This window comes from Parafannyhessea umbonata (assembly GCF_900111255.1).
GTDB lineage: Bacteria > Actinomycetota > Coriobacteriia > Coriobacteriales > Atopobiaceae > Olsenella_J > Olsenella_J umbonata_A.
In genome coordinates, this window is sequence record NZ_FOGP01000004.1 from 162501 (window position 1) to 182143 (window position 19643).

The 19643-nt window shown below is 62.6% G+C and carries 14 protein-coding genes; 12 read left to right on the forward strand and 2 right to left on the reverse strand.

The features are described from left to right. Nucleotides 1-101 precede the first annotated feature (101 nt). A complete protein-coding gene (locus BMY31_RS06385; protein WP_143802949.1) occupies nt 102-1730 on the forward strand; it encodes a hypothetical protein in 1629 nt (542 codons plus the stop codon). A 99-nt stretch (nt 1731-1829) separates the two neighbouring features. On the opposite strand, the gene BMY31_RS06390 is transcribed toward BMY31_RS06385, so the two are convergent. Continuing rightward, nucleotides 1830-3131, reverse strand: coding sequence for a class I SAM-dependent rRNA methyltransferase (locus BMY31_RS06390; RefSeq protein WP_091009214.1), 1302 nt, complete (start codon nt 3129-3131; stop codon nt 1830-1832). Between the two features lie 262 nt (nt 3132-3393). Here BMY31_RS06390 and BMY31_RS06395 point away from each other — a divergent pair, with 262 nt between their 5' ends. Then, a complete protein-coding gene (locus BMY31_RS06395) occupies nt 3394-5259 on the forward strand; it encodes a carbon starvation CstA family protein (protein WP_078687260.1) in 1866 nt (621 codons plus the stop codon). A gap of 134 nt (nt 5260-5393) precedes the next feature. On the opposite strand, the gene BMY31_RS06400 is transcribed toward BMY31_RS06395, so the two are convergent. After that, complete coding sequence (locus BMY31_RS06400; protein ID WP_091009217.1) at nt 5394-7055, reverse strand: DEAD/DEAH box helicase; 1662 nt, start codon at nt 7053-7055, stop codon at nt 5394-5396. Between the two features lie 167 nt (nt 7056-7222). Between BMY31_RS06400 and BMY31_RS06405 the strand changes: the two genes are divergently transcribed. The 10 genes from BMY31_RS06405 to BMY31_RS06450 all read left to right on the forward strand — a co-directional run bounded on the left by BMY31_RS06405 (nt 7223) and on the right by BMY31_RS06450 (nt 19629). After that, entirely contained in the window at nt 7223-8194 is a 972-nt protein-coding gene (locus tag BMY31_RS06405; protein WP_078687258.1) for a homoserine O-succinyltransferase, read from the forward strand. A 175-nt stretch (nt 8195-8369) separates the two neighbouring features. Beyond that, nucleotides 8370-10034, forward strand: a complete 1665-nt coding sequence (locus BMY31_RS06410) for a class I adenylate-forming enzyme family protein (RefSeq protein WP_257612382.1) — start codon at nt 8370-8372, stop codon at nt 10032-10034. Nucleotides 10035-10344: 310 nt separating this feature from the next. Then, nucleotides 10345-13029 (forward strand): bifunctional acetaldehyde-CoA/alcohol dehydrogenase, encoded by a 2685-nt coding sequence (adhE, locus tag BMY31_RS06415; protein ID WP_078687257.1) that lies wholly within the window; start codon nt 10345-10347, stop codon nt 13027-13029. Nucleotides 13030-13069: 40 nt separating this feature from the next. After that, entirely contained in the window at nt 13070-13834 is a 765-nt protein-coding gene (locus BMY31_RS06420) for a phosphotransferase family protein (protein ID WP_078687256.1), read from the forward strand. 261 nt (nt 13835-14095) lie between these two features. Further along, a complete protein-coding gene (locus BMY31_RS06425; protein WP_091009220.1) occupies nt 14096-15865 on the forward strand; it encodes a thiamine pyrophosphate-dependent enzyme in 1770 nt (589 codons plus the stop codon). Nucleotides 15866-15867: 2 nt separating this feature from the next. Continuing rightward, nucleotides 15868-16506: an indolepyruvate oxidoreductase subunit beta gene (locus BMY31_RS06430; RefSeq protein WP_091009223.1), complete on the forward strand. Its 639-nt coding sequence runs from the start codon at nt 15868-15870 to the stop codon at nt 16504-16506. Between the two features lie 97 nt (nt 16507-16603). Next, nucleotides 16604-17098 (forward strand): XRE family transcriptional regulator, encoded by a 495-nt coding sequence (locus tag BMY31_RS06435; RefSeq protein WP_257612383.1) that lies wholly within the window; start codon nt 16604-16606, stop codon nt 17096-17098. Between the two features lie 14 nt (nt 17099-17112). After that, nucleotides 17113-18414: a serine/threonine-protein kinase gene (locus tag BMY31_RS06440; RefSeq protein WP_180371371.1), complete on the forward strand. Its 1302-nt coding sequence runs from the start codon at nt 17113-17115 to the stop codon at nt 18412-18414. A 113-nt stretch (nt 18415-18527) separates the two neighbouring features. Then, nucleotides 18528-18941 (forward strand): hypothetical protein, encoded by a 414-nt coding sequence (locus tag BMY31_RS06445; RefSeq protein ID WP_078687252.1) that lies wholly within the window; start codon nt 18528-18530, stop codon nt 18939-18941. A 196-nt stretch (nt 18942-19137) separates the two neighbouring features. Then, nucleotides 19138-19629, forward strand: a complete 492-nt coding sequence (locus BMY31_RS06450) for a DUF5067 domain-containing protein (RefSeq protein WP_078687251.1) — start codon at nt 19138-19140, stop codon at nt 19627-19629. Nucleotides 19630-19643 lie beyond the last annotated feature (14 nt).

The window sequence follows — 19643 nt, forward strand, 5'->3', positions numbered from 1 at the left end:
TACGTGAACACTGGCTCTTTAAGCCAGTGTTCAGGCGTGCTATTTTTTTATATGTATGTGATTGGGTGTCGTTTCGCATTGTCTCGTGTGAGGAGGTTCCCATGAAGAAATTGCACGCATGGCTCGCGTTAACGCTGTCGTTTGTTCTGGCTGCTGCCTTGGTGCCATCGGCGGCGTTCGCAGATGACGGGGCTATTGGAGACGCCTCTGGCCAGGGCCAGGAGGAGCCGACGACGATCGTGGAGGCCGCGTCCGCGGATGAGTCCGCGTCGGCGTCTGCGTCCGCTGTCAATGCAACGGCGGGTGCGACAGACAGTACGCCAGACGGCCAGGCTTCTACTCCCACTCTTGGCGTTGCGGAGGCTTCGGCTCCCACGCTTGGGCCGGCAGTGGCCGGCGCGAACTTTACCGTTACGAGCGAGGGCGATGACAAGGGCATTGCCATCGTCACGACCGAGCGCGATGGGGAGACAACGCACTGGTATGACGACGCCGAGATGGGTGGAGCCACTGATCGCGTCGAGGGTACGGCCGTTCCCTCTAGCACCCTGAATGTTACGGTGGCGTTTGGCTTGATTGCCGATTCCGTAACCATCAACAATGAACCATTTGACTTCGATGACCCTACTCACTTTAGCCTTCCGCTCGCAAGCGCGGGTGACTACAACATCCATCTCGTCGCGAAGGTCGACCCTCTCCAGACCACGCTGATATGGTCTACCGCAAAGAAGCCCGTGCCGGATAAGGATCACTTCGTCGTCAATGGTGACGTGGATGTCCTTAGCGTGACCTACGAGGGGGTGACGTACTCGCGCGAGGATCTGTACAAGAACGGAGAGGAGGATGGTCCAGATGGATTTACCTCTGGTCGCCCCAGCGGCTCCAAGGGCTCGGATCCAGATGACCCCGACTCCATCTCGTTCTATTACTTCCGCATTCCCGCCGGCGCAACGGTAACCATCAAGCTCAAGCCCGAGTACGGCTACCAGTATCTCAAGGGCGCCCTCAACGGGCAGGCGGAAATCACGCCGCAGCAGGAGATGGGCACCTTCACGTTTGTGATGCCCCGCTGCAACCTTCACCTTGCGGCCCTGTTCACTCAGGTGGATGATAGCGTCGTAAACAATGACGCGAACATTGCTTCTGGCACCGTCAAGGGCAACGGGAACATCATCGATTCCGGTAACCTCCGCCTCGAGATTCAAGAGATGGGTGCGGCGGACAGGGCGACGATGGACCAGAGCAGCGCCGCCAATGGCGGCACGGGCGTTCTCTACCTCGACCTCTCCCTTGACCAGCTGGTCGCAAAGGGCAATGCGAACTCCGCATGGACCAGCTCACTGAGCGAGCTCAACGACTCCGCGCAGATGAGCTTCGTGCTGTCCGACGAGGCCGCGGCGAAGATTCCCGACGGCGCTACGGTGTTCGTCGTCCGCAACCACAATGGTGTGACCGAACGTATTCCGGCAACGTATGACGCCGCCACCAAGACACTTACGTTCAGCTCCGACAGGTTCTCCGACTATGCCGTCTACTTCGAGGAGGGCAAGGCCACGCCTCCCGCCCCTTCCTTTAAGATGGCGGCCGCGACGGCCCCGACGACCTCTGCGCCGGGCTCCGAGCGCAGTCCCCAGACGGGTGATCTGTCCACGAACGTGGCACCGATCGTCCTTCTTGCCGTCGGTCTTCTGGCGGTCGGCCTGTTCGGAAAGGCTAGGGCTCGCGTGTAGGGTGGGCATCGTTTGACCGTTAGTTAGCGTGACGATGGAAGAAAGGGTCCACGGCCAGGCCGTGGACCCTTTTCACGTCTTCAGGCTGGGGTGCGTGCCCTAGATGACCTGGAAGATGAAGAAGTCCAGGTAGTGCGTCTCGGGCACTCCCCACAGAATGGGGTGATCGGGAGCCTGCTGCAGCTCCTGCACCTGTTTGAGCTGCACGTTGGCGTTGTGCGCGGCCTCGGCGATGGCCTTGGCCAGAAGGTCACGCGTCATGAAGTGGCTGCAACTGCAGGTCGCAAGGTAGCCGCCGCGCGGCAGCAGGCGCATGGCGGCCTGGTTGATTTCGCGATATCCCTTCGAGGCGTGGTTGACCGTGCCGCGACTCTTGGTGAAGGCGGGCGGGTCGAGAACGATGAGGTCAAAGGGTCCGCCCTCCTCGCGCAGACGCGCCCTGTCCTTTGCGAGCTCGGGAAGGTACTCGAGCACGTTTGCACAGGTGAATCCCATGGTTGAGTCGAGCTTGTTGAGTCGCGCGTTCTCGCCCGCAAGGTCGATGGCCGCCTGGCTCACGTCAACGCAGCGCACGAACTCGGCGCCGCCCGCGGCGGCGTTCAGGCCAAAGGGGCCCACGTGGCAAAAGCAGTCGAGCACGTGGCGCCCGCCAGCGATGTCGCGAACGGCGCGACGGTTGTACTTCTGGTCCAGGAAGAAGCCGGTCTTCTGGCTGTTCTCGATGTCGAGATCAAACGCGATGCCGTTCTCGCGCACCGTGACGCGTGCGCTGTCAGGCGTGTCCAGCGCAAGGTCGCTCGACGAAAAGTCATACCAACCCTTGTCCAGGCCAAGTCCGTCCTTTGCGCGCGCGGGCGAGTCGTTGCGTTCGTAGATGCCGCGGATTTCCTGGCCGTCAGCACGCAGCGTCTGGATGATGAGCGGATAGATGGCCCCCTTGAGTCGCTCCATGCCCACGGTTCCCACCTGGGAGACGAGCACATCCTCGTAGCGGTCGACAATCAGGCCGGGAAGCCCGTCTGCCTCGCTGAAGATGATGCGGCAGCAGTTGGTGTCGGGCCCACAGCCGGGTAAGGCGCGCCCTCCCATCGCGACCTTGCGATGGTCCCAGGCCCACTGGACCCTGCGACTCCAGAACGCGCTGTCAAAGCGGTCGTTCGCATTGCGGCTGACAATGCGAACGCGAATCTTTGACTCCAGCGAGATGAGTCCTGCGCCCTGCCAGGTTCCGTTTTCCTCGAACACGTCGACTATGCAGCCGTTCTTGACCACGTCGTCGTTGGCGGGGGAGGGCTCCGTCCTGATTACCTCGCCCTCGAACACCCAAGGGTGTCCGCTCTTGAGCGACCGTGCAGCCTTCTTCGTGACGATGACTCGGGGGTAGGGACGAACCTGCTTCATGCGTGGCTCCTTGCTGACAGGAATGCGCGTACTTCTCACTGTCATTTTGAGACACCGGAGCCTTCGCAAGGACGAGGTTGCGGGCATCTGACGGAGGCTACACGACCTCGTTTGTAACAAGAGGGTTCAATTGGCGTTTCTCAATGGTTTCGTTCGGACGAACGGCATAAAACTGCAGCGTAAACGGCTTTAGCATGGCTGCACTTCGCGTCAGGGCAAGAAAGGCTTGCCAGCGCTCGATCCCCAAGGGGAGGTATGACACATGAATGGTTTGGCTGTTATTGTCGTTGCTGCGGTGGTCCTGGTTATTGGATACGTCGTATACGGTCGCTGGCTAGCGAAGTCCTGGGGCGTTGACGCTGACGCCCTGACCCCCGCGGTTCGCATGGAGGACGACAAGAGCTTCGCCCCTGCGTCACGCTTTACGGTCTTCTCTCACCAGTTCTCCTCTATCTGTGGCGCAGGCCCCGTGACGGGCACCATCGTCGCCATGATGTTTGGCTGGCTGCCCGTACTGCTGTGGGTTCTCGTGGGTGGCATCTTCTTCGGTGCCGTTCATGACTTCGGCGCGCTCTACGCGTCCGTCAAGAACAACGGCAAGTCGCTGGCACAGCTCATCGAGAAGTACATCGGCAGGACCGGCCGTCGCCTGTTCCTCCTGTTCAGCTGGCTCTTCTGCGGCATCGTCATCGCTGCCTTCACCTCTATGGTCGCAGGCACCTTCAAGATGACCGTCGGCGATGCGGGCATCGACTTCGCCAAGTCCTACGCCGCCGGTACCGCAGGCACGATTTCGATCCTCTTCACCTTCGTGGCCATGTTCTTCGGCTGGGTCTGCCGCAAGTTCGACCTCAAGGGCGCCAAGGAGTTCGCCCTCGCGGTTCTGCTCATCGCCGTCATGTTCTTCGCCGGCATGCACTTCCCGATCTACCTCGACATCAACGGCTGGATCGCCGTGGTCATGGTGTACCTGGTGCTTGCTTCCGCCATGCCCATCCAGGTTCTGAAGCAGCCGCGTGACTACCTCACGACCATCATGATGGTCGCAATGATTCTCGGCGCCATCGCCGGCATCTTTGTCCTCGCAATCCACGGTCAGGCAACCATGACCGCCCCGATGATCGCCTCCACCGAGGCCATGGACAAGCTTGCCGCCAGCGGCAACTTCATGTTCCCCGTTCTGTTCGTGTCCGTCGCCTGCGGCGCCCTCTCCGGATTCCATAGCCTCGTCTCGTCCGGCACCTCCTCTAAGCAGGTCGCGAATGAGAAGGACATGCTTTCCGTCGGCTACGGTGCCATGGTCCTCGAGAGCCTCGTCGCCGTCATCGCTATCGTTACCGCCGGAATCATGTACGGCGACATGAACACCGCCGGCACCGGCGCCCTGAACGGCGGCGTCGCAAGCACCCCGTTCCAGATCTTCGCGGCCGGTCTCGCCAAGGGCATGACCACCATCGGCCTGGACTCCACGTTCACGACCGTCTTCATGACCATGAACGTCTCTGCTCTTGCCCTTACCTCCCTTGATGCGGTTGCCCGCATCGGCCGCTCTTCGTTCCAGGAGTTCTTCTTCAAGACCAACGATGCCCTCCAGTCCGACCAGAAGCAGTCTGGCGCCATGGGGGTCATCACGAACGTCTGGTTCGCGACCATCGTCACCCTGCTGCTGGGCCTCTCGCTCACCTTTGGTGGCTACCTCAACATCTGGCCGCTCTTCGGCGCGTCCAACCAGCTGCTCGGCGGCATGACCATGATCACGCTTGCCGTCTTCTGCAAGGCGACCGGCCGTAAGGGTTGGATTCTCTACGCCCCCGTCGCCTTCCTGCTTGTCTGCACCTTTACCTCGCTTGCCATGAGCGTGTACGGCTGCGCCACCGCCCTTGCCGCGGGCGTCACCGCCGACGTCCTTGCCACCAAGGGCCTCCAGCTCATCTTCGCGGTTCTGCTGATGGTGCTCGGCCTCATCGTCGCCGTCAACTGCCTCAAGGAGTTCTTCGGTGCCGAGGCTGGCTCGATGCCCGACGAGGAGCCCGAGTGGACCGAGCTCGGTCGCCAGCGCGTTGCGGACGCCGCAAAGGATGCGCTGCACGACTCCGTGTCTGGTACGGCTGCGCCCGCCGAGGCGTAACGCTACCTCTCGGACGGCGGCTGCAACGCTTCCCGCCAGCTAGTGAATGGGGCGGCCCGGATGATCCGGGCCGCCCTGGCTTTTAGCGAGGCCTTGTTGTCCGCTGTCCCTCTTTGCGTGGGCGAGGGGTGGCTCTAGTAGTGCCTGCCGTAGCGTCCGCCACTCATTCCGCGCCCACGGCTGCGCGAGCCGCTGAAGAGGCTGCGGGTTGGCTTGTTGGTGGAGCGTCTGGCGTTGGGGACGATGCGCGACGAGTCGTACTCGAAGCCCTCGAGGTCCCACACCGGCACGAGCTTCTTGGTGAAGTACTCTATCTCGCGCAGCGGGCTGATCTCGTCAGGTGCGACGAAGGTGTAGGCGTGTCCCGTGGCGCCGGCTCGGCCGGTGCGTCCGATGCGGTGTACGTAGTCCTCGGGGTCCATGGGAACGTCGAAGTTCACGACGGCGTCGATGCCGCTGACGTCGATTCCACGGCTCATGACGTCGGTTGCCACCAACACCTGGATCTTGCCTGCGCGGAAGCGCTCCAGCGCTCGCTCGCGGGCCCTCTGCGGGCGGTCGGCATGCATGACGTCGACCTTCACCCCCGCGTTCTTTAGGTACTTCTCGAGATCGTCGACACGATGCTTCGTGCGGCAGAACACCAGCACGCGCTCTGGTCGCTCGCCGGATGCCGCGCCGGCCAGGAGCTGCTCGAGCAGTTGCGTCTTCTGCCCCTGGGTGACGGGGCACAGGTGCTCCTCGACGGTGTCGGCGGTCTCGCCCACGCGAGCGATCTCGACGACTACGGGCTCGTGGAGCATCGCGTTGACCGTTCCCTTGATGGAGGGAGGCAGCGTTGCCGAGAAGAGCAGGGTCTGGCGCTTCTGGGGGAGTGCTGCGATGATGCGTCGGACGCTGGGCCAGAAACCCATATCCAGCATGCGGTCGGCCTCGTCGAGCACGAAGACCTGGACGTCTTTCAGGTTCACGTGGTCGTGCTCCATCAGGTCGATCAGACGGCCTGGCGTGGCTACCAGGAGGTCGCAGCCCTCCTCGAGCTCGCGAATCTGGCGTTCGAACTTGGTACCGCCCATGACGACGACGGACTTCTGGTTCGTGTGCTCGCATACGGTGGTGACGACCTTCTCGATCTGGGAGGCGAGCTCACGCGTGGGCGTAACGACCAGCGCGAAGGGTCCGAATGGCTTGGCGTTGGGGTCGGCCGCGCGCGTCTCGGCAGCGCTGCTCCTTGAGGATGCCTTCCTCTTGCGACGGCGCTTCGGCTTGGGGGCTTGGCCCTTCTCGCCTGTCTTTGCAGAGCGATCGGATGGCTTGCGGGTGCGCGTGCGCCTCTTGTCGGAGCTCTCGGACGCCTCGTCGGATGCGTTGGCGGATGCGCCCGGTGCCTTCCTGTGGTGACGCCTGCGCCTGCGCTTGGGGCGCTCGATCCTGCCGTCGGAGTCGACGCCGGCGGAAACCGATGCGCCCGCGCCTCCCGCCTCGTCGGCGATGACGTCGGGCGTGTCGCTATCGCCCTCGTTTGGGGGCAGGTCTTCCTGCGGCGCGTCGCCCTCGACGTCGCGCGCCTGTTCCTCTCGCGCGGCGCTGGAGAAGGGCTCGATCACCTGGAGGAGGGGCAGCGCGAACGCTGCGGTTTTTCCCGTACCCGTCTGGGCGGATGCTATGACGTCTCTGCCGGCGAGGACGGCGGGGATTGCTTGCGCCTGAACGGGGGTGGGCGTGGTAAAGCCGAGGGCTGCGACGCCCTCGAGTATGTGCTCGTTTAGCCCGAGCTCGGCAAATGTGGTGTTCATGGCTCCTAGTATCCAACAACTGGTCGTTTTCTGCATCCCGTGAGGTGGGCGTCGCGCGCATCTCCACATGTGTATGGAGGTCGTTTTCGCTGATGCCGCATGCGTTGCCGCGCCGAGCATAGGAGAAAAGCTGATAATCTAAGTGCACGAACCAAGAAGGAGCTAGCATGCCCATCAACATCCCCGACGGTCTGCCCGCAAAGCGCATCCTGAGCCAGGAGCGCATCTTTGCCATTGAGGAAGAGGTTGCGACTAGGCAGCAGATTCGACCGCTGCACGTTTTGATCCTCAACCTGATGCCGACCAAGATAGAGACCGAGACGCAGATACTCCGTCTCATCTCTAAGTCGCCGCTCCAGGTGAGCTGCGACTTCATGCGCGTCTCGAGCCATGAGTCGACGCATGTCTCGGCGGACCATCTGGTCAAGTTCTACGAGACCTTCGACACGCTTGAGGGCAACAACTACGATGCGCTCATCGTCACGGGCGCACCGGTCGAGAAGCTGCCGTTCGAGCAGGTGGACTACTGGGACGAGCTCTGTCGGATTCTGGATTGGAGCCAGGAGCACGTCTTCAGCACGATGTTCCTGTGTTGGGGTGCCCTTGCCGGTCTGTACCACCTCTACGGCATCCCCAAGAAGCAGCTGGGGCAGAAGCTGTTCGGCGTCTTCCCGCAGCGCCTTTGCGATGAGTACAGCTTCCTGACCAACGGCTTCGATGAGGTCCACAACATGCCGCACTCGCGTCACGCCGCGATTGACACCCTTGAGCTTGCCAACCACCCGGAGCTGCACGTGCTCTCCGAGGGCTTCAAGACCGGCCCCGCCCTCATCGCCACGCGCGACTTTCACGAGATCTACGTCACCGGTCACTTCGAGTATGGGCGCGACACCCTTGCCGGTGAGTACTGGCGAGACTTCAAGAAGGGGCTGCCCATCCGCGTGCCCGAGAACTACTTCCCGGACGACGACCCCGAGCGCCAGCCCATCTTTACTTGGCGTGCCCATGCGAACCTTCTGTATCGCAACTGGCTGAACTGGGTCTACCAGATGACTCCCTACGACCTCGCCGCCATCCCTCGCACCATCGCTGCTCTCAGGGCGGACTCCGATGGTATGGTTGACAAGTTCGAGGCCTAGTCCCATCTCAAATTGCTCGTCTTGGGGCGCCTTCCCCTTGGCGGTGGCCTGACGTGTCGCCGCCGACGGCGATGGCGCCGTATGCGGGTTTTAACGTTTAGGCAACAGCTCACGGGATATCTTCTCCTTACTTCCGCGCGACAGGCGTCGCGGGTCTTCTGCGAGAGGATGTGCCGTGGCAGTCACCATCGATACCGACCTTACCGTCGTCGACTACCTTCGACGCAACGCCCGCGAGCACGGTGACGACGTCGCTCTGGTCGAAATCAATCCGCAGCGCCCCGAGAACCGTCACATTACCTGGCGCGACTACGACCTGATCGAAACCACCAACGACGAGCCCCTCCGCCGCGAGATTACCTGGTCCGTTTTCGACGAGAAGGCCAACAGGTTTGCCAACCTGCTCCTGAGCCGAGGGGTGCGTAGGGGCGACAAGGTTGCCATCCTCCTGTACAACTGCATCGAGTGGCTGCCCATCTACTTTGGCGTCCTCAAGACCGGCGCGATTGCCGTGCCCCTCAACTTTCGCTATGCGGCTGACGAGATCAGCTACTGCATCGACAAGGCCGACGTGAACGTCTTGGTCTTCGGCCCCGAGTTCATCGGTCGCCTCGAGAGCGTCGTGGACAAGGTGCAGCCGGGCCGGCTCCTGCTCTACGTTGGCGATGACTGCCCCACGTGGGCCGAGCCCTACCAGGAGCTGGCAAGCCTCTGCTCGAGCGTCGACCCCGACGTGCCGATTTCCAACGAGGACGACGCCGCCATCTACTACAGCTCGGGAACGACGGGCTTCCCCAAGGCCATCCTGCACCAGCACCAGAGCCTGACCCAGGCCGCCCAGATGGAACAGGTGCACCACGGCCAGACGAGGGGCGACGTGTTTTTGTGCATACCGCCCCTCTACCACACCGGCGCAAAGTTCCACTGGATGGGGTCGCTCGTGAGCGGAGGCAAGGCAGTCCTGTTGCGCGGCGTCTCGCCGCAATTCATATTCGACACCGTCAGCAAGGAGCGCTGCACCATCGTCTGGCTGCTCGTGCCTTGGGTCCAGGACATTCTCACGGCCATCGAGCGCGGAGAGCTGCGGCTGGAAGACTATCACCTCGACCAGTGGCGGCTGATGCACGTCGGCGCCCAGCCGGTGCCCAAGAGCCTCATCCAGCGCTGGCGCGAGGTCTTTCCCCGGCACGATTACGACACCAACTACGGCCTGTCCGAATCGACTGGCCCCGGCTGCGTGCACCTGGGCGTCCAGAACGTCGATCACGTGGGCGCCATTGGCGTGCCGGGATATCGCTGGGAGTGCAAGATTGTGGACGAGAAGGGCATTCCCGTTGCCCCAGGGGAGGTTGGCGAGCTCTGCGTTCGTGGCCCCGGACTCATGAAGTGCTACTACGGGGACCCTGTCGCCACGGCCGAAGCCCTTGTCGACGGATGGCTGCTTACGGGTGACATGGCCCGACGCGACGACGATGGCTTCTACTGGCTGGTCGACCGCAAGAAGGACGTGATCATCACGGGCGGAGAGAACCTCTATCCCGTCCAGATAGAGGACTTCATGAGCTCGTACGACGCCATACAGGATGTGGCCGTCATCGGTCTGCCCGACGAGCGCCTGGGCGAGGTCGCCGCGGCCATCGTCGAACTCAAGCCAGACTACGTCGGCAGGGTGGGTGAGGAGGAGGTGCTCGACTTCTGCCAGGCCCTGCCGCGCTACAAGCGCCCGCGAAAGATCATCTTTGCCGATGTTCCGCGCAACGCGACCGGAAAGATCGAGAAGCCGCTTCTGCGCAGACGCTACGGGGCCTCCGGGCTCGTGGACAAAGAGAACCGGTCCTGATGGCGCAAGGGGCCGTTGCCTTCATTCTGTCCATTACATAGTTGCGGCAAAGGATGCGGACGTACTTCTCACCGTCGCCCGATGATTGCGTATTGACATGTGAAGGTTGGCTATCAATACGTGTACAAGATGGTGCAAAAAATGAACATTCTGGAATGGTCAATGCGTTTCATCGCATGAAAATAGGTAATTCTTGTGTCATTGAGACGTTTCTTCTGTGTAAATCACGCATACAATTGTCCCTGTCGAACGCAAGCATGACATCACTGCGGACCCCGCTAGTGATGCAAGGCAAGACAAAGGAGGAACAATGTCCGAAGAGGCCAAGGTCACTCAGGCCGAGACCGTCAGCGACGCACCCGCAATCGTCGTTCACAGCGACGAGGAGCTCTCTGACAAGCTCGCGCTCATGCGCGAGGCCCAGAAGAAGTTTGCAACGTTCTCCCAAGAGCAGGTCGACAAGATTTTCAAGGCTGCAGCTCTTGCCGCTAACGCGCAGCGTATTCCCCTCGCCCAGCTTGCCGTCGAGGAGACGGGCTACGGCGTCATGGAGGACAAGGTCATCAAGAACCACTACGCTGCCGAGTTTGTGTACAACAAGTACAAGGACACCAAGACCTGCGGCGTCCTCGAGGAGGACAAGGCCGGTGGCATGACCAAGGTCGCCGAGCCCGTTGGCATTGTCGCGGCGGTCATCCCGACCACCAACCCCACCTCCACCGCCATCTTCAAGGCACTGCTCTGCCTCAAGACGCGCAACGCCATGATGATCAGCCCGCACCCGCGCGCGAAGAAGTCCACCACGGCCGCGGCGCGCATCGTGCTCGAGGCTGCGGTCGAGGCCGGCGCTCCCGAGGGAATCATCGGCTGGATCGAGAACCCCTCACTGGTCGCCACAAACACGCTCATGTCCGAGGCCGACATCATCCTGGCGACCGGTGGCCCCGGCATGGTCAACGCCGCCTACAGCTCCGGCACTCCGGCCCTCGGCGTCGGTCCGGGCAACAACCCCGCCATCATCGACGACTCCGCCGACATTCTCATGGCCGTCAACTCCATCATGCAGTCGAAGACCTTCGACAACGGCATGATCTGCGCGACCGAGCAGAACGTGATTGTTCTCGACGGGGTCTACGACGCCGTCAAGGAGGAGTTCGCCAAGCGCGGCGCCTACTTCCTGAGGGGCGATGAGATCGACAAGGTCGGCAACACCGTCATCGTCAACGGTGGCGTTAACGCCAAGATGGTCGGCCAGCCTGCTCCCACCATCGCCAAGACCGCCGGCGTCGAGGTTCCTGCCTGGACCAAGGTGCTCATCGGCGAGACCGAGTCCGTCGAGCCCTCCAACCCCTGGGCTCACGAGAAGCTGACCACCATCCTGGGCATGTATCGCGCCTCTGACTTCGAGGACGCACTCGCCAAGGCCTCCCGCCTCGTCGCTGACGGCGGCTACGGCCACACCTCCTCGCTGTTCATCGACACGCGTGAGACCGAGAAGATGGAGGCTCACCGCAGTGCGATGAAGACCTGCCGCATTCTCATTAACTGCCCGGCTGCGCAGGGTGGCATCGGTGACATCTACAACTTCCAGCTGACGCCCTCGCTCACGCTCGGCTGCGGCTCATGGGGTGGCAACTCGTTCTCGGGCAACCTCGATGTCCATCAGCTGCTTAACGTCAAGTCGGTCGCAGAGAGGCGAGAGAATATGCTGTGGTTCCGCACTCCCGAGAAGGTCTACTTCAAGAAGGGCTGCATGCCCGTCGCCCTGCGCGAGCTCGGCGAGGTCTACGGCTGCAAGCGCGCCTTCATCGTCACGGACAGCTTCCTGTACAAGAACGGCAACACCCAGCCGATCGAGCGTGCCCTCGACGAGATGGGCATCGTCCACAGCTCCTTCTGGAACGTCCAGCCCGACCCCACGATCCAGTCTGCCCGCGAGGGCCTGAAGCAGATCGTCGCCTTCGAGCCTGACGTGATCATCGCCATGGGCGGCGGCTCCGCAATGGATGCCGGCAAGATCATGTGGACCATGTACGAGCACCCGGAGGAGAAGTTCGACGACATGGCCGTCGACTTCATGGACATTCGCAAGCGCGTCTATCGCTTCAAGAAGATGGGCGAGAAGGCCAAGTTCGTCGCGATCCCGACCTCCTCGGGCACGGGCTCCGAGTGCACGCCGTTTGCCATCATCACGGATGCGGAGACCGGCATCAAGTGGCCCATCACCGACTACGAGCTCATGCCGACCATGGCCATCGTCGACACCGACAACATGATGACTCAGCCGCGCGGCCTGACCTCCGCGTCCGGCATCGACGTCCTCACGCACGCCATCGAGGCATACGTCTCGATCATGGCCTCCGACTACACCGACGGTCTCGCTCTGCGTGCGGCCAAGCTGGTCTTCGACTACCTGCCAACCGCCTACAACGAGCCAACCAACGTCGAGGCTCGCGACAGGATGGCAAACGCGTCCTGCCTCGCCGGCATTGCCTTTGCCAACGCGTTCCTGGGCGTCAACCACTCCATGGCACACAAGCTCGGTGCCTACCATCACATTCCCCACGGCTGGGCCAACGCGGTCATCCTCACGCGCGTCTGCCGCTACAACGCAGCCGAGCGTCCGACCCGCATGGGCACCTTCTCGCAGTACCAGTACCCTCACGCCAAGGCGCGCTACGCCGAGATGGGCCGCTACTGCGGCTTCGCCGGCAGGGACGACGACGAGGTGTTCGAGAACTTCATGGCGGGCATCGAGGACCTCAAGAAGACCATCGGCGTGAAGGAGACCATTGCCGACTACGGCGTGGACGAGCAGTACTTCCTCGACACCCTCGACGAGATGTCGCTTAATGCCTTCAACGACCAGTGCACGGGTGCCAACCCGCGCTACCCGCTCGTGGAGGAGATCAAGTCCATGTACATGGATGCCTACTACGGACGCCCGGCCACCTCTTACGAGGACAAGGGCCTGAGCATTCGCGATTCTGAGTAGGCTTGTCTCAACGACGTACGATTGAGGAGATGACTGCATCATGGAACTGCCCCAAGACAAGAAGGTCATCAAGGTCCGCGCGAACAAGGTCGTCTATGACTGCGGAGACTTCGTTGCCAAGGTCTACAACGCGACCAAGCCGCCGGCGGGCGTCTTTAACGAGGCTCTCAATCTGACTCGCGCCGAGCAGTCTGGCCTGGACGTGACCCCGATTGTCGAGGTCAGCAAGGTCGATGGGTCGTGGTCTCTCATCACGAAGAAGGTTGAGGGAAAGACCATGCGCGAGCTTGGTGACGAGGACCACGAGCGCCGCCCCGAGCTCACGCGCCAGTTCGTCGAGCTGCAGCTGGACGTCCACAAGTACACCAACGACCTCATGCCGCGCCAGCAGGACAAGTACACGCGCATGATTAACTCGGTCACCGAGGTCCTCGACGAGTCGACGCGCTACGACCTGCTGATGAGGCTGGATGGCATGTCCAACCACCAGAACATCTGCCACGGCGACTTCGTTCCCTCGAACGTCATCGTCCGCGAGGATGGCAGCTACTGCATCTGCGATTGGGCCCATGCCAGCCAGGGTGACGGCGCGGCCGACTGCGCGGTCTCGTACCTGCGCTTCAAGCTGCGCGGTGCGGACGAGTTCGCCGAGAACTACATCCGCACCTACTGCGAGCTCTCCGGCACCAGCATGGAGACGGTCGAGAACTGGTTCCCCATCGTTGCGGGCGCCGAGCTTGCGCGCGGTCGCGTGATCGAGAAGGACTTCCTTCTGAGCTGGATTGACATCGCCTCCGTCGACTAGCTTCCTCTCGCAAGAGCCAGGAGCGGACGCGCGGGACGGCTTCGGCCGACCGCGCGTCCTTTTTCTGTGCGTGCGTCAGCGCGGTGTGACTGACCTGGCGCATTCGCCTCGAATTGGTGGGGCGGTCCTTCTCCGATGCGCCATTCCCACCGTTCGCCGTTCGCCGGAACCCTGTTGTTCCGTTCGAAACACGGCTGACCGAAAATGTGTGGACGCTTGTTTCGGCCGCACGGCGGGACTGCGGTGAGAGAGGGGATTCGAATGGGAAAACAGCTGCTCTCGGGTAACGAGGCCATCGCTCAGGGCGCATGGGAGGCGGGTGTCGCGGTCGGCACCGGATATCCCGGCACCCCGTCGACCGAGACGTTGGAGAACCTGGTCGAGAAGGACGGCGTCTACTGCGAGTGGGCTCCCAACGAGAAGGTTGCCCTCGAGGTCGCCATCGGCTCCATGATGGGGGGCGCCCGCTCGATGGCTACCATGAAGCACGTGGGGCTGAACGTCGCCGCAGACCCGTTCATGTCGGTCGCCAACACGGGCGTGAACGCCGGCCTGGTCATTCTGGCCGCAGACGACCCCTCGTGCTACAGCTCCCAGAACGAGCAGGACTCCCGCAACTACGCGGCGTTCGCGCGCGTGCCGTGCCTTGACCCCAGCGACTCGCAGGAGGCTTACGAGTTCTCCCGGAAGGCCTTCGAACTGTCCGAGCGCTTTGACACCCCTGTCATGCTGCACGAGACGATGCGCGTGGCCCACACCAAGACCATGGTCGACGTTGCGGGAGGGCGTGCCGCCGTCGCGCCCCGCGACTACAAGACGCAGATTTCCAAGTACGTGATGATGCCGGCGATGGCCGTCGCGCGCACGGCGGCCACGAACGCACGCGAGGACGCGCTTTGCGAATACGCGGAGAAGTGCGAGTTCAACCGTGTCGAGATGCGCGACCGCGGCGTGGGCGTCGTCGCCGCCGGGGCGCTCTACAACCATGTGCGCGAGGCGCTGCCTGATGCCTCGACGTTCAAGCTTGGCCTTACCTGGCCGCTTCCCGCCCGCGCCCTGGCGGACTTCGCCGCCTCGGTCGACAAGCTCTACGTTGTGGAAGAGGCCTGCACATACTTCGAGACGCGGGTTCGTGCGCTGGGCATCGAGGTCTCCGAGCCGCCGGCTGGCCGCCTGCCGCGCTCGGGGGAGGTCCTTCCGGCCCACATCCGCGCGTCTTTCTCGCAAGGCGAGCCTCCCCACCTGCCAAACGCCGAGGGCCTGCCGCCCCGTCCCCCCGCGTTCTGCGCGGGCTGCCCGCATCGCCTTGTCTACGTCGAGCTGCGGCGCATGAAGGCGATCGTCACGGGCGACATCGGCTGCTACACCCTTGGCGCGGTCGCGCCGTATCGCGCCGTCGACTCTGTGATTGACATGGGAGCCTCGCTCTCGATGGCGCATGGCATGGAGCTGGCGGGCGCACCCGAGCGCACGGGGCGCCCCGTTGTGGGCGTCATCGGCGACTCGACTTTCGCCCATTCGGGAATCACGAGCCTCCTGGGCACGGTCTACAACGGCGGCAAGGGGACCATCTGCATTCTGGACAACCGGACCACTGCCATGACCGGAACGCAGGGCAACCCCGTAAATGGCGTCACGCTCTCGGAGCAGATGGCCGGCAAGTCGCCACTCGACGAGCCCAGTGGCAAGCCGCTCGACCTTGAACGACTTTGCCGCGCCATAGGCGTCGACGAGGTCGCAACCATCGACTCGCGGGACGCCAAGTCCATTCGCGCAGCGCTCAAGGATGCGATCGGTCACGAGGACAAGCTGTCCGTCCTCATCTTCCGGTCTCCTTGCCGCTTGATTGACCGCTCGCGCAGGCCCATGCCCGTCATACGAGACTGCCGCCGCTGTGGTACCTGCGTCCAGATAGGCTGCCCCGCGCTCGGAAAGGACAAGACCGGGCACGCAGTCATCGATCCCGACCAGTGCATCGGCTGCGGCCAGTGCGTGCAGTCCTGTCCCTTCGGCTGCATCGAGGAGGAGTAGAAATGGCACATGCAATCGCGTCGGACGCCGCGTCGACGGTGACGCTGGGCGCACGGGTGGAGGTCGAGAAGACCAAGACCGTCCTTCTGGTTGGCGTGGGCGGACAGGGCACGATTCTCGCTGGCAACATACTCGCGATGTGCGCCGCCGAGGCCGGCCTGGACGTGAAGGTCTCCGAGATCCATGGCATGTCCCAGCGTGGTGGCTCGGTGTCGACCGTCATTCGCATGGGCAACAAGGTTGACTCCATGGTCTGCGACCCGGGCTGCGCTGACGTGGTCGTCGCGTTCGAGGAGCTCGAGGCGCTCAGGGCCCAGCAGTACCTGCGCGAGGGCGGCAAGCTGTTCGTGAACGACGAGACCATTGTGCCTGTTCCCGTGAACATCGGGAACGCGCGCATGCCCGAGCGCATCTCGAAGCGGCTTGACGAGATGGGGGCTATCCGCATCGATGCCGGCTTCATTGCACGTCAGACGGGGAACCCGCGCTCGGCAAACGTCGTTCTGGTGGGTGCGCTCTCCACCGCGTTGCCGTTCGACGAGACCGCCTGGCATGATGCAATCTGCAAGCGCGTGCCGCCCAAGACCAGAGGGACGAACCTCGAGGCCTTCGCGCGCGGTCGCGACGCCGCCCTTCAATAGCAAGGCCGCCGGACGGGCCGTCGCCATGGCGTCGGCCTCTTAACGAAAGGTGGATGTCGTGGGACAATGGCCCGTAAGAACGCGAAAGGGCCGAACCATGTCTTCAATCTCAAACCATAGCCAGTCCTCGTCCCTGGAGGACGAGCCCCTGACTGAGGAGCTGCTGAAGCGCCTGCTTGCCAGCACTTCTCCCGAGGCATATCTCGATCGCGAGCAGATTGTCGCATGCGACTTTTCGCAGGCGATTACCGCTTTGGCAAAGGAGAAGGGCCTTTCGCGCGCGACGGTGCTCAGGCGAGCCCACGTGGCCGCGTCCTATGGCTATCAGGTCTTCGGCGGGGAGCGCCACCCCCATCGAAACGTCGTGATTGCGCTGTCGTTCGGCCTGCAGTGCAGCCTCGTAGAGACCCAGCGTCTGCTCAAGCGGGCCGGGTACTCCGAGCTCTACTGCAAGGACCGCCGCGACGCGATCATCATCTCGTGCGTGAATCGTCGTCTCGAAATCGATCGCTGCGACGACGAGCTCTATCGGTTGGGAGAAGACACGCTGCTGGATGAAAACGGTTACGTCAGACGTAGTTCCGCTCGATAGGGGGTTCCTCTGTCGTGACTGATGAAGAGCTGCTTGCGACCCTCGACGCTGACGACTCCTATACGGTCCTGAACGTGCTTGCGCACGGTGAGGCCGGCGAGACCCAGCTGGTCTGCCTTCCGGACTCCACGCTGCGATGCCTTGGGTCGGGACTTCCGGTCGTGGTGGCCGACAAGCTGCTGGTCCGCAAGTACATTCGCTCCGAGTTGGAGAACAGGGGCGTATGGGAGGCCGTGGCGGCGCTCGATGACCCACGCCTCCCTCGCGTGCGACAGATCTACGAGCTTCCCGACAGGCTGGCCGTGGTGTATGACTACGTTCCGGGCGAGACGCTTCGCGAGCGAATCAAGCGCGCCGGTGCCATGGGCCCGCGCGAGGTGGCCGACGTGCTTGCCGAGCTTTGCCAGGTCCTCTCTCGCCTGCATGGGATTGGTCTGGTGCACCGTGACGTGACCCCAGGCAACGTTGTACTCGCCTCGGACGGCGTGCACCTTATAGACATGGGCATCGCCCGCAAGAAGGTTTCCGGAGCGACGCGCGACACGATGCAGCTTGGCACCTGGGGCTTTGCGTCCCCGGAGCAGTATGGCTTCGGCCAGACCGACGCGCGCTCGGACGTCTATTCGCTTGGTCGCCTGCTTGGCTATCTTCTGAGCGCCACCGAACCCTCCGACCCCAGCTTCGACCAGCGTGTCCGTGAGGCAACGGGGGGAGCGTCTGCCCTGCTAAAGGTGTTTGAGACCGCATGTGCCCTTGCGCCGGACGATCGTTTCCAGAGTGCCGAAAAGTTCTCCCGCGCCCTTCGAAAGGCCCTGCCGCCACAGCCGAAGAGGGGCGCCTCGAGGGGAGGCACGGAGCACTTCTCTGCTGCGGGGAAACGCGCTCACGACAGGAACCACGCTGATGCCAGGCGTGGCCTGGCGAGAAGTGCGCGCGACTACCTTGTCGAGACTCCGCGCGCGTTCGCTGCCGCAGCGGCGTCGACGCACGGTTGGCGACGCCTGGTCTTGGTCATGGTCCTTCTGGTTGCCGTCTTTGAATGCCTCTTATTCGTGGGCTCCGGGGTGATGTTGATCGTCAGTCCGAAGGAAGCCACGGACCCCGCCTCTGGAATCCTGTCCTTTCTTGCCGCGGCCTATTTTGTGTACGCCGTGGTGATGGAGCCTACGCTGTGCGCCCTTGGCTGGGGGCCATATGACGGGGGCGGGCGTGCGCGCGTGCTCGGTAGGCGCGAGGCGTATCTGCTGGGTCTGCTAGTCGTCGCGGAGCTTGCCCTCGTCTTTCTGTCGTTGTTCGCCGGTGCGGTGACGAGGTGACGGCTTCTGTTGTCGGATGGCTGCGTTTTTTAAAAATGATTTGAATTCAATCGTTTCTTATTTGTAAACTAGTTCAGTCTGTTATGTGCTAAAGGCTAGGACTAGGGATTCAGATGACAACGGATTGGCACTTTCTTCAGGAGGCCTCGAGCGCCGAGGACGCCGTGGCCGCGGCGAACATAAGCAACGTCACGCTCAAGGCCTGGATCAACGCAAAGCTCGAGGAGCTTGGCGTCCGCAAGAATGTCGTCGTGGCGCGCTCGGGCCTCAACCAGACGTACGGCTACCAGATCATGGCCGGCCTGCGCACCGCATCGCGCGACAAGCTGATCCAGCTGGCCTTTGGACTCGGCCTGGATGTCGGCGACTGCTCGACCATGATGTCGCTGGGCGGCGTGTCGCCTCTGAGTGACTCCTGCCGACGTGACGTAATTATTGCCTGGGCCATCCAGAAGGGGCTCGACGTCACCGACTGCAACTCGACCTTGAAGCATCTTCGCGAGAAGCCCCTGGTGGAGCATCGCTAGGGATTACAGCGATAACTGAGGCAAATGAAGGGGCGGTCGCCACGGCGTGTCGCCCCTGTTCATATCAATAATCAAATTACGCTCCCAGCGGAAGACTTTCTCTCCTCTTCTCCCTATCATCGTGCAAACGCACGCAAGCGTTGCTTCGAGTCGCATTGGATCAAGTCGCATAAAAGAAGAATCGAGAGGAAGCACCATGAGAGTCGCATCAATCGCAGCGCCAACGATCCTCGCCGCTACCTTGGCCCTTTCGCTGGGCGCATGTGGGGCGTCTTCGGGAAGCTCGAACCAGGACCAGGGGCAGTCGTCTGAGCCCGAGGCCGCCCAGAAGGCCCCCGAGTCATCCGTCGCCGTCACGATCGACGGTGTGACTACCACCACGGACTATGAGGGAAAGCCCTGCGCGGTGGTGAGCTATACCTTCACCAACGTTTCGAGTGACGAGGCACAGGCCTTCTCCACCTCGACGTACCAGGAGGTCTATCAGGGCGGCGTGCAGTGCGACGTCACCATGGCGACGGACGGCAGTGCGGACGGGCAGTCGTCGCTTACCAAGGTCAAGGCGGGCAACTCCGTTTCGGTCAAAATCGCCTACGAGCTTAAGGACAACTCCGACCTCGAGGTGAACGTCTACCCGATGGACTTCAGCGGAAACCCGCTCGCGAGCAAGACGTTCACGCTCTCATAAGCGTTGCCGTGTCT

Coding starts and splice junctions, on each gene's coding strand:
- BMY31_RS06385 (WP_143802949.1), top strand. CDS start 102: ATGAAGAAATTGCACGCATGGCTCGCGTTAACGCTGTCGTTTGTTCTG.
- BMY31_RS06390 (WP_091009214.1), bottom strand. CDS start 3,131: ATGAAGCAGGTTCGTCCCTACCCCCGAGTCATCGTCACGAAGAAGGCT.
- BMY31_RS06395 (WP_078687260.1), top strand. CDS start 3,394: ATGAATGGTTTGGCTGTTATTGTCGTTGCTGCGGTGGTCCTGGTTATT.
- BMY31_RS06400 (WP_091009217.1), bottom strand. CDS start 7,055: ATGAACACCACATTTGCCGAGCTCGGGCTAAACGAGCACATACTCGAG.
- BMY31_RS06405 (WP_078687258.1), top strand. CDS start 7,223: ATGCCCATCAACATCCCCGACGGTCTGCCCGCAAAGCGCATCCTGAGC.
- adhE (WP_078687257.1), top strand. CDS start 10,345: ATGTCCGAAGAGGCCAAGGTCACTCAGGCCGAGACCGTCAGCGACGCA.
- BMY31_RS06420 (WP_078687256.1), top strand. CDS start 13,070: ATGGAACTGCCCCAAGACAAGAAGGTCATCAAGGTCCGCGCGAACAAG.
- BMY31_RS06425 (WP_091009220.1), top strand. CDS start 14,096: ATGGGAAAACAGCTGCTCTCGGGTAACGAGGCCATCGCTCAGGGCGCA.
- BMY31_RS06430 (WP_091009223.1), top strand. CDS start 15,868: ATGGCACATGCAATCGCGTCGGACGCCGCGTCGACGGTGACGCTGGGC.
- BMY31_RS06435 (WP_257612383.1), top strand. CDS start 16,604: ATGTCTTCAATCTCAAACCATAGCCAGTCCTCGTCCCTGGAGGACGAG.
- BMY31_RS06445 (WP_078687252.1), top strand. CDS start 18,528: ATGACAACGGATTGGCACTTTCTTCAGGAGGCCTCGAGCGCCGAGGAC.
- BMY31_RS06450 (WP_078687251.1), top strand. CDS start 19,138: ATGAGAGTCGCATCAATCGCAGCGCCAACGATCCTCGCCGCTACCTTG.